The organism is Actinomycetota bacterium, assembly GCA_036280995.1.
Classification (GTDB): Bacteria; Actinomycetota; CALGFH01; order CALGFH01; family CALGFH01; genus CALGFH01.
The window spans coordinates 1-6576 of record DASUPQ010000559.1 but is presented as its reverse complement, the minus strand read 5'-3'; the positions used below and the strand labels follow the sequence as shown (position 1 = coordinate 6576).

8 protein-coding genes are annotated in these 6576 nt (G+C 76.0%); 2 read left to right on the top strand and 6 right to left on the bottom strand.

What is annotated here, in order from left to right:
• The 3 genes from VF468_18940 to VF468_18930 all read right to left on the bottom strand — a co-directional run.
• Positions 1 to 769 (bottom strand): hypothetical protein (locus tag VF468_18940; protein ID HEX5880368.1); only part of this gene is annotated, 769 nt, incomplete at its 3' end.
• 105 nt (positions 770 to 874) lie between these two features.
• On the bottom strand, positions 875 to 1828 hold the full coding sequence (gene meaB / locus VF468_18935) for a methylmalonyl Co-A mutase-associated GTPase MeaB (protein ID HEX5880367.1): 954 nt from the start codon (positions 1826 to 1828) through the stop codon (positions 875 to 877).
• The gene (locus VF468_18930) at positions 1825 to 3015 is read right to left on the bottom strand and encodes an acetyl-CoA C-acetyltransferase (protein ID HEX5880366.1); all 1191 of its coding nucleotides are present in this window, start codon (positions 3013 to 3015) and stop codon (positions 1825 to 1827) included. The genes meaB and VF468_18930 overlap by 4 nt, the downstream gene beginning before the upstream one ends.
• A 136-nt stretch (positions 3016 to 3151) precedes the next feature.
• Between VF468_18930 and VF468_18925 the strand changes: the two genes are divergently transcribed.
• The gene (locus VF468_18925; GenBank protein ID HEX5880365.1) at positions 3152 to 3931 is read left to right on the top strand and encodes a GNAT family N-acetyltransferase; all 780 of its coding nucleotides are present in this window, start codon (positions 3152 to 3154) and stop codon (positions 3929 to 3931) included.
• Between the two features lie 11 nt (positions 3932 to 3942).
• Complete coding sequence (mce, locus tag VF468_18920; protein HEX5880364.1) at positions 3943 to 4362, top strand: methylmalonyl-CoA epimerase; 420 nt, start codon at positions 3943 to 3945, stop codon at positions 4360 to 4362.
• 9 nt (positions 4363 to 4371) lie between these two features.
• On the opposite strand, the gene VF468_18915 is transcribed toward mce, so the two are convergent.
• The 3 genes from VF468_18915 to VF468_18905 all read right to left on the bottom strand — a co-directional run.
• A complete protein-coding gene (locus tag VF468_18915) occupies positions 4372 to 4920 on the bottom strand; it encodes a DUF5317 domain-containing protein (protein HEX5880363.1) in 549 nt (182 codons plus the stop codon).
• A 156-nt stretch (positions 4921 to 5076) separates the two neighbouring features.
• Complete coding sequence (locus VF468_18910; protein ID HEX5880362.1) at positions 5077 to 5925, bottom strand: alpha/beta fold hydrolase; 849 nt, start codon at positions 5923 to 5925, stop codon at positions 5077 to 5079.
• A 22-nt stretch (positions 5926 to 5947) separates the two neighbouring features.
• The coding region (locus tag VF468_18905; protein HEX5880361.1) for a CoA pyrophosphatase at positions 5948 to 6576 on the bottom strand (629 nt) is incomplete at its 5' end.

Genomic DNA, 6576 nt, shown 5'->3' with positions numbered 1-6576 from the left:
GCACCGTGCCGACGTCCTCTCCGGGCACGCCGACGGCCAGGGAGTCCTGGCCGTCGGAATCGTTGAAGTCGCCGGCAGCGAGCGCGGAGCCGAAGGCGTCGGACCGCTCCGGGGTTCCGACCATGCCGGCGGCGCCCTGGTACAGGAGCTGCTCAGAGGGACTGCTCCCCGGACTGGTGATGAGGCTGACCGCACCGGCGTCGGTCGCGGCGCCGACGTCCTCGCCAGGGGCGCCGACGACCAGCTGGTCGAGCGCGGTGACCTCGCCTCGGGTGAGCGAGAACCCGAACCGGTCGCCCGGTTCGGGGTTGCCCTGGGTGATGAGCCGGCCGCCGCCGCCGCCGAGGCCGGTGGCCGAGCCGAACAGGATGACGACCGCGCCGGCGTCGGCCGCCGTGCCGAGGTCCTCGCCCGGGACGCCGACGACCAGGTCGTCGTAGACGTCGGGGTTGAGCCTGAGTGCCGTCATGGCCGTTCCGAAGCGGTCGGAACCCTCCGACGCCCCCGGTACCCCGCCAGCGCCCTGGGTCAGGGCTCGCCCGTCGGAGACCAGCCCGCCCGCCGAACCGTACAGCACTTGAACCGCCCCGGCGTCGACCGCCGTGCCCACGTCCTCGCCGGGTACCCCCACCGCCAGGTCGCCGAAGCCGTCGTGGTCGAAATCGGGGAAGGGGACCGTCGTCGGTTGGGCGGCGGCCCGCCCGGCGGAGGCGTACGGCGCCGCCACCGCCGCCATCACAAGCACCATGACCCACGCCACGCGTCGCATCTCGACCTCCTGATCTTCGGACGCTCCGACGGTGGCCAGCCTCGCGGCGACCCGACGCCCGGGACAGGAAGCCGACCGGCAATTCCCCGGCAACAGGGGGGCGGATCAGCCGCGGTCGCCCCTGACCCCGGCCAGGAGCTGGTCGGCGGCGCTGTAGGGGCCGAGCTTGCCGGCGGCGACCTGCTCGGCCAGGGTGTCGAGGGCCTCGCCGCGGCCGAGCTCGCCCAGCTCGGTGCGGAGGTCGGCCAGGGCGACCTCCTCGATCTCGCGGGCGGCACGGTCGCGGCGGCGGCGGTCCAGCTCGCCGGAGGACGCCAGGTGGTCGCGGTGGGCGGCGATGGCCTCGACCAGCTTCCCGACCCCGTCGCCGCGCTCGGCCACGGTCAGGACCACCGGGACCTGCCAGGGCTGGGCCTCCCCCAGGTGGAGCATCTGGCGCAGGTCGCGGGCGACCACCTCGGCGCCGTCCCGGTCGGCCTTGTTGACCACGAACACGTCGGCCACCTCGAGGATGCCGGCCTTGGCGACCTGGACCGCGTCCCCGAATCCGGGGGCCAGGGCGACCAGGGTGGTGTCGGCCAGGCCGGCCACCTCGACCTCGGCCTGGCCGACCCCGACGGTCTCGACCAGGACGACGTCGCAGCCGGCGGCGTCCAGCACCCGCACCGCCTGCGGGGTCGCCCAGGCCAGGCCGCCCAGGTGGCCCCGGGTCGCCATGGAGCGGATGTAGACCCCCTCGTCGAGGGCGTGGCGCTGCATCCGCACCCGGTCGCCGAGCAGGGCCCCGCCGGTGAACGGCGAGGACGGGTCGACGGCCAACACCCCCACGGACAGTCCGGCGGCCCGGTAGGTCGCGACAAGGGCGCCGGCCAGGGTCGACTTGCCGACCCCGGGCGACCCGGTGAGCCCGATCACCTGGGCCCGCCCGGTGGCCGGGTTGAGCGCCTCGGCGGCGTCCCGGAGCTGCTCGCGGTCGCCGTCCTCGACCCAGGAGATCAGCCGGGCCACGGCCCGCTTGTCGCCGGCCTTCAGCCGTTCGAGGAGCTCGGGAAGGTTCACCCCTCGACCCGGACCAGCAGGGCGTCGCCCTGGCCGCCGCCGCCGCACAGGGCGGCCGCGCCGAGCCCGCCGCCGCGGCGGCGCAGCTCCATGGCCAGGGTGAGCACGACCCGGGTGCCGCTGGCCCCGATGGGGTGGCCGAGGGCGACCGCGCCGCCGTTGACGTTGACGATGCCCTCGTCCAGCTCCAGCTCGCGGGTCGAGCGCAGGGCGACCGCGGCGAAGGCCTCGTTGATCTCGACCAGGTCCAGGTCGCCGGGGGCGACCCCGGCCCGGCGGCAGGCGTCGGCGATGGCCCGCGACGGCTGGGAGTGCAGGCTGGTGTCGGGACCGGCCACGGTCCCGTAGGCCACGACCGAGGCGAGCACCGGCAGGCCGTCGGCGGCGGCCCGCTCCCGGGAGGTGACGACCACCGCCGCCGCCCCGTCGGAGATCTGGGAGGCGTTGCCGGCGGTGATGGTGCCGTCGGGTGAGAACGCCGGCCGGAGCCGGCCGAGGGCCTCGGCGGTGGTGCCGGGCCGGATGCCCTCGTCCTGGTCGACGGTGACCTCGCCCTTGCGCTGGGCCACCACCACCGGGGCGATCTCCTCGCCCAGGACGCCGTTCTTGGTCGCCTCGGCGGCCCGTTCGTGGGAGCGGGCCGACCACTCGTCCTGGGCGGCCCGGTCGATCCCGAGGCGCTGGTTGACCTGGTCGGACAGCTCGCCCATGTGGGCGTCGTCGAAGGCGTCCCAGAGCCCGTCGTGGACCATCGCGTCGACCAGCTCGGCGTCGCCCATACGGGCTCCGAAGCGGGCCTTGGGCACCACGTAGGGGGCGCCGCTCATCGACTCCATGCCCCCGGCGACCAGCAGCCCGGCCTGGCCGAGCTCGACGTACTGGGCGGCGGTGGCGATGGCGTTCAGCCCCGACAGGCAGACCTTGTTGACGGTGAGGGCGGGCACGGTCATGGGGACGCCGCCCCGGGCCGCGGCCTGCCTGGCCGTGATCTGCCCCTGCCCGGCCTGGAGCACGTGCCCCATGACCACGTGCTCGACCGCTCCGGGGTCGGCCCCGGCCCGCTCCAGGGCGGCCGCGACGGCCCGCCCGCCCAGCTCGACGGCGGGCAGCGAGGCCAGCGCCCCGCCGAACCGCCCGATGGGCGTCCTGGCCCCGGCACAGATCACCGGCTGGGTCCGCTCGAACATGGTGGTTCCCCCTTTGCTGCGCTCGCCCCGAGTCTACCGTCCGGGTCGTGGCCGCCCGGCGCCCGGTCAGCCCGGCGGGGCGGCGACGAGCTCCGGGGCGGCGCCGCGCGGCCCGGGAACGGCTAGGCTGGCCGGCATGAGCCTCGGGTTCGTGCATGCGTGCGAGCAGAACCACCTGAACCTGTCCGTCATCGGCGGCGGTGGCGTGGTCCAGCTGGCGGCGGGCAAGGTCGTGACCTGCCCGGTCGACCCGCTGTTCATCTACAACTTCGTCTTCGGGGTGCGGCTGGCCTATGACGCCGCCGGGGCCGAGGCCGCCTTCAAGCGGGCCGGGCGGGACTACGTGCACGTGCTCGCCTCGCCGTCGTCGCGGCCGGGGCTGGGCGACGACCTTGCCGGGCTGGGCTACCGCCAGATCGAGACCCAGGCCTACCGGCGGGCCGCGGGCACCGGGTCGGGGGCGCCGGGGCTGCTGGCGCTGGGCGACGGCGACTTCGACGCCTTCCTGGGGGTGTGGCGGGACTCCTGGGGCGACCACGACAAGACCGGCGGCCGCGAGGAGGCCTACCGGCGCCGGTTCCGGGACCCGCGCAGCCGCCCCTACCGGACGGCCGACGGCGGCGGCGTGCTGCTGCTGTTCGACTCCGGCACCACCACCCAGCTGTGCCACTTCGCCGTCGCCCGCTCCGCCCAGGGGCGCGGGCTGGGCCGGCGGATGCTGGAGCTGGCCCGCGGCCTGGTCCCCGCCGGCCGGCCGTTGTGGCTGTTCACCGCCGCCGGCGGGTCGGCCGATCGGGCCGCGGCCGCCGCCGGCTGGTCCCTCGACCACACCGCCACCGACTGGATCAAGGATCTGAACCCCGATTCACCGGGGGGGCGGCAAGCGCCTCCCCGGACCCCCCCGAACCGTGCCTGAAGGGATTGGCTGTGCAGCTCGGACGCCTCGACCACGTCGGCATCGCCGTCACCGACCTGGCCGCGGCCCGCGCCCTCTACGAGCAGGTGCTGGGCCTGGAGGTCACCCACGAGGAGGTGATCACCGAGCAGGGCGTGCACGAGCTGCTGCTGCGCGCCGGCGAGGCGTTCGTCCAGCTGGTCGCGCCGCTGGACCCCGACTCCCCGGTCGGCCGGTTCCTGGCCCGGCGGGGCGAGGGCGTCCACCACGTCGGCTACGCCGTGCCCGACGTCGCCGCCGCCGTGGCCGACCTCCGCGCCCAGGGCTTCGAGGTGATCGACCCGGCCCCCCGCATCGGCTCCGGCGGCACCACCATCGCCTTCGTGCACCCCAAGTCGATGCAGGGCGTCCTGGTCGAGCTGGTCGAGGAGGGCAGCGGCCACCGGGGCTGAGCCGGGCCGTCAGGGCGCCGGCGGCGCCCAGGGCGGGGCCAGCCGCGACCCCGAGACGCGGTGCAGCGCCCAGGCCACCCCGAGGGCGATCAGCACGTCCCCGACGCTGAAGACGTTGCTCAGCGGCCACGAGGCCGGGACGTAGAAGACGTCGCCGAGGAAGGCCAGGCGCGGGTCGGCGACGGCGGCCGAGTTCTGGAACCCGGGCGCGTCCGGCGGCAGGCCGGCCCCGGCCAGGGCCGACGGCGCGGCCGGCATGACCCCGCCGTTGGCGCAGATGGCGGCCAGGTTGAGCGCCCCCCCGAGGGCGACCAGCCGCATCCCCGGGACCCGCCAGTTGGCGGCCAGGAACAGCGCCCCGACCGGGTAGGAGGCCACCACCAGGACGGCCCGCGCCCCCTCGGGCAGCCCGGGCAGGTCGAGGGCGGCGACCTGCAGGGCCAGGGCGGCGAAGATGGCCCAGACGCGGCGGAGGCGGAGCTCGACCAGCGCGCCCAGCCGCCCGCCGGCCAGCGGCACCGCCAGGGCGGCCAGGACGACCACGGCGACGAGGATCAACCGGCGGCTCCGCGGGCGCTCTGGGAACATGGCGAGGGGGGCAGGAGCCGGTCCTCCCCTGCCCCCCTCGCGCTTCGGCTCTGGTCGGGGGAACCAGAGCCGCGACTAGCCCGAGCGTACTAGATGGGTGGACCAGTTGTCATCGAGCAAGCACGCTCAGATCCAGAGTGGGGCCAGGAAGTCCAGCAGCGCCTCGTTCACGATCTCCGGCTGCTCCAGATTGACCAGGTGCCCCGCCTCCTCGACCAGCAGGAACCGGGCCCCGGGGATGCCGGCGGCCAGGTCGCGGCCGACCTCGGGCCCGGTGACGGCGTCCTCCTCGCCGGTCACGACCAGGGTCGGGACCTTGATCGTGGCCAGCACGTCGGTGGTGTCGGCGCGGGCGGCCATGCCCCGCTGGGCGCCGGCGATGGCCGCCGGGCTCTGCTCGCGGATCAGGGCGGCGACCTTGGAGACCACCTCGGGCCGGTGCTCGCGGCTGGTCCCGCCGAGCAGCCGGGGCAGCATCACCTCGGGCACGAAGTCGTTGCCCTCGGCCAGGACCCGCTCGGCCATCTCCAGCCGGGCGTCCCTGGCCTGGTCGCCGTCGGCGGTGGCCTTGGTGTCGAGCAGGACCAGGCCGCTGACCCGGTCGGCGTGGCGGCGCATGAAGGCCAGGGCCACGTAGCCGCCAAGGGACAGTCCGCCAAGCACCACCCGGTCCAGGCCGCGGTCGTCCAGGAGGCGGGCCAGGTCGTCGGCCAGCAGGTCCATGCCGGCCTCCTCGACCGCCTGGTCCCGGGCCGCCCCGAAGCCGCGCAGGTCGGGGACGATCACCTGGTAGGTGCCGGCCAGGGCCTCGACCTGGGGCGCCCACATGCGGCCGTCGAGGGGGAAGGCGTGCAGCAGGACCAGCGGCGTCCCGGCGCCGCTGGTCGCGGCCGGCGGGACCGGCGGCGCGGGCTCGGGCTCGGGCGGTTCCGGGGCCGGGGTCGGCTCGGGTTCGTCGGGCGGGGCGGTCGTCATCAGCTGCTCCCAGGGGTCAGGGTCAGGGGCGGACGCCCCAGTAGGCGGGGAGGGGCGGGGCCTGGAGGCCGAGGGAGTCGAGGAACCCGGCCAGCAGGCCGGCCGTGAACCCCCAGACCAGGGTCCCGTCGACCCAGAACACGGGGCTGCTCAGGTCGCCGGGGAGGTTGCGGGCGGCCACCTCCACCTCGCCCATGATGGCCTCGAACGACATGCTGCCGTGGCTGGCCGGGTCGGCAAGCTGGCGCAGGGTCGGCCGCAGGATCCCGGCGACCTCGTCCGGGCTCGGGATCAGCGGGGCCAGGCCGTCCCAGACCCCGACCACCGGCAGCACGTCGAAGTCGGAGACGGCCAGGTACGCCCGGTCCAGGCTGCCGAGCACGCGGACCCCGGACGGGTCGAGGCCGACCTCCTCGTGGGCCTCGCGCAGGGCGGCGGCGACCCCGTCGGCGTCCCCCGGCTCGACCGCGCCCCCGGGCAGGCCCACCTGGCCGGCGTGCTGGCGTAGGTGCCCGGGCCGCTGCACCAGCACCAGCTCCAGGTCGTCGGCCCCCTCCACCGGGGCCAGGGCGAGCAGCACCGAGGCCGGCACCCCGGAGGGGTCGCCGGGGATGACGAACGGCAGCCGGGTCACCCGGTCCAGCAGCGAGT

Coding starts and splice junctions, on each gene's coding strand:
- VF468_18910 (HEX5880362.1), bottom strand. CDS start 5,925: ATGACGACCGCCCCGCCCGACGAACCCGAGCCGACCCCGGCCCCGGAA.
- VF468_18930 (HEX5880366.1), bottom strand. CDS start 3,015: ATGTTCGAGCGGACCCAGCCGGTGATCTGTGCCGGGGCCAGGACGCCC.
- VF468_18925 (HEX5880365.1), top strand. CDS start 3,152: ATGAGCCTCGGGTTCGTGCATGCGTGCGAGCAGAACCACCTGAACCTG.